3 protein-coding genes are annotated in these 2662 nt (G+C 64.0%); all 3 read right to left on the minus strand.

Annotated elements, in window-relative coordinates:
* On the minus strand, positions 1–624 hold a 624-nt coding region (locus tag JOZ76_RS20785; RefSeq protein ID WP_291701354.1), incomplete at its 3' end, for an FGGY family carbohydrate kinase.
* A gap of 282 nt (positions 625–906) precedes the next feature.
* Entirely contained in the window at positions 907–2049 is a 1143-nt protein-coding gene (gene pimD / locus JOZ76_RS20790) for a pimeloyl-CoA dehydrogenase small subunit (protein ID WP_291701357.1), read from the minus strand.
* A gap of 183 nt (positions 2050–2232) precedes the next feature.
* Positions 2233–2662: acyl-CoA dehydrogenase family protein (locus JOZ76_RS20795; protein WP_291701360.1), on the minus strand; the 430-nt coding region annotated here is incomplete at its 5' end.

Below are 2662 nucleotides of genomic sequence, written 5' to 3' on the forward strand. Positions count from 1 at the left end.
CGGCACGCGGAGCAGCTGCAACAGCTCGTCGTCCCACGCACCGTTGTGAATATCGAACAGCAGCGTGCGCGAGGCGTTGGTCGCATCGGTCGCGTGCACCATGCCTGATGTCAGCCGCCACAACAGGTAGCAATCAACGGTGCCGAACAGCAATTCGCCGCGCTCGGCGCGGGCGCGGGCGCCCGGCACATGATCGAGCAGCCAGGCGATCTTGGTGCCGGAGAAATACGGATCGATGATGAGGCCGGTTTTGGCGGAGATCACCGGCTCGGCACCGTCGGCCTTCAGCTTGGCGCAGATGTCGGCGGTGCGGCGATCCTGCCAGACGATGGCGCGATGGATCGCCTTGCCGGTTAAGCGGTCCCACACCACCGTGGTCTCGCGCTGGTTGGTGATGACGATCGCGGCGATGTCTTTGGCGGTGAGCCCGGCTTTTTCCAGCGCATCGCGGCAGGTCATGACCGTCGAGGTCCAGATGTCCTCTGGCTCATGCTCGACCCAGCCCGACGCCGGAAAATGCTGCGGGAATTCCTGCTGCGCTGTCGCGGCGATGGAGATGTCGGAGCGGAAGACGATGGCGCGCGAGGAGGTGGTGCCCTGATCGATGGCCAGCACGTAGGACATTGCGGTATTCCCTGAAGGCGTTTCCCGGAAGGATTTTGATTATGTCGGGTGGGAGGCAAGCGGATTGCGACGCGAAGGTCAAGGCACGAACGGAATGTGAGCGCCTCCAGATGTGTCAGCCCTCTTCCCGAACAGCAATCGGCTCCCCGAACTAAACACCAGACCGGCCGGTCCAATAGTCCGAGACGCGGTGATTGAAACGAAAGGCCACGGCGTACTGGATGCCCCGCTTTCGCGGGGCATGACCGGTCGTATTCGGTGCGCGCCTGACAACGACCGAGCTTACACCAGCCCGCCCGCCTCGCTGACACGGCGCAGGTGATATTCGCTGTCGCCGAGCGAGTTCTCGATCATGGTCAGCCGCTTGAAGTAGTGGCCGATCTTGGCCTCGATGGTCATGCCGATGCCGCCATGGAGCTGGATCGACTGCTGGCCGATGAACTTTCCGGACTTGCCGACCTGTACCTTGGCCGCGGCGACCGCAGTCGCACGCTCCTTCGCGTCGTCGAAATCGGCGGCCATGGTCGCGAACATCGACATCGAGCGCGCCTGCTCCAGCGCCACGAACATGTCGGCGGCGCGGTGCTGCAGCGACTGAAAACTGCCGATCGCCACGCCAAACTGCTTTCGGGTCTTCAGATATTCGACCGTCGTCTTCAGCGATTCATCCATCGCGCCGACCGCCTCCGCGCAGACAGCGGCGCGCGCCTCGTCCACCACGCGCTCGATCAGCGGCAACGCATTCTCCGGATCGCCGATCGCGGCCTCAGTGCCGACCTCCACGCCGGTGAAGGTGATGTCGGCGGCATGAAGGCCATCCTGGGTCGGATAGCCCTTCTTCGAAATGCCGTTTGCATCGGCGGGCACCAGGAAGACGCCGATGCCCGACTTGTCGTGGCGCGCGCCCTTGGTGCGCGCGGTGACGATGAGCGTATCGGCGTTCTCGCCGTTGACGACGACGAATTTCTCGCCGTCGATCACCCACCCGTCGCCCTTCGTCTTGGCCGAGGTGACGACGTCGTTCAGATCGTAGCGCGAGTTCTTTTCGAGCTGCGCGAAGGCAAGGGTTTTGCTGCCGTCGATGATACCGGGGATATGCGCCTCTTTCTGCGCGGCCGAGCCGCCATGGCGCAGGAAGCCGCCACCGATCACGACGGTTGCGAGATAAGGCTCCAGCACCAGCGCCCGGCCCAGCGCCTCCATCACGATCATGGTCTCGACGGCGCCGGCGCCAAAACCGCCATCGGCTTCCGGGAACGGCAGACCGAGCAGGCCCTGCTCGGCGAGCTTGGCCCAGATCGCGCGGCTCCAGCCGCCCTTCTCCAGCATGTACTTCCTGCGACTATCGAAATCATAGGCGTCGGTCAGGAGGCCGCCGACGCTCTCCTTGAGGAGCCGCTGCTCCTCGGACAAATCGAAATCCATGTTCGTTCACTCTCCCAATCGGCGCGGGCAATTCGTTGCCGTCGCCTCGTCCTCCGCTGTCATCCCCGCGAAAGCGGGGATCCAGTAACCACAGCCGCCTGTCGTCAAATGACGACCGCCGCGGCGTACTGGGTCCCCCGCCTTCGCGGGGGACGGCGTTCGTTCTTGTCGTTTGCTAGCTCGTCACAGCCCTAGCACCGCCTTGGTGATGATGTTGCGCTGTATCTCGTTGGAGCCGCCGTAGATCGAGACCTTGCGGTTGTTGAAGTAGCTCGGCGCGATCTGCGCGGTCCAGTCCATCGTCTCGTTTGAGTCCTCGTCGCCGTGCACGTCGTAGGGCGCCGCGAACGGGCCGATTACCTCCATCAGGAGCTCGGTCGTGGTCTGCTGGATCTCCGAGCCCTTGATCTTCAAGACCGAGGACGCCGGATTCGGCTTGCCCTTGCCGTGCTTGCCCTCATCGGCGACGACGCGGAGCTGCGTCAGCTCGAGCGCCTTCAGCTCGATCTCGCAGGCCGCAAGCTTCTCGCGGAATGCCGGATCCTCGATGATCGGACGGCCGCCGGACTCGACCTTGGAGGCGAGATCCCTGATGCGGCGGATGCGCTCCTTG

This window comes from Bradyrhizobium sp., from assembly GCF_019244115.1.
In the GTDB taxonomy this organism is placed as follows: domain Bacteria; phylum Pseudomonadota; class Alphaproteobacteria; order Rhizobiales; family Xanthobacteraceae; genus Bradyrhizobium.

Coding starts and splice junctions, on each gene's coding strand:
- pimD (WP_291701357.1), bottom strand. CDS start 2,049: ATGGATTTCGATTTGTCCGAGGAGCAGCGGCTCCTCAAGGAGAGCGTC.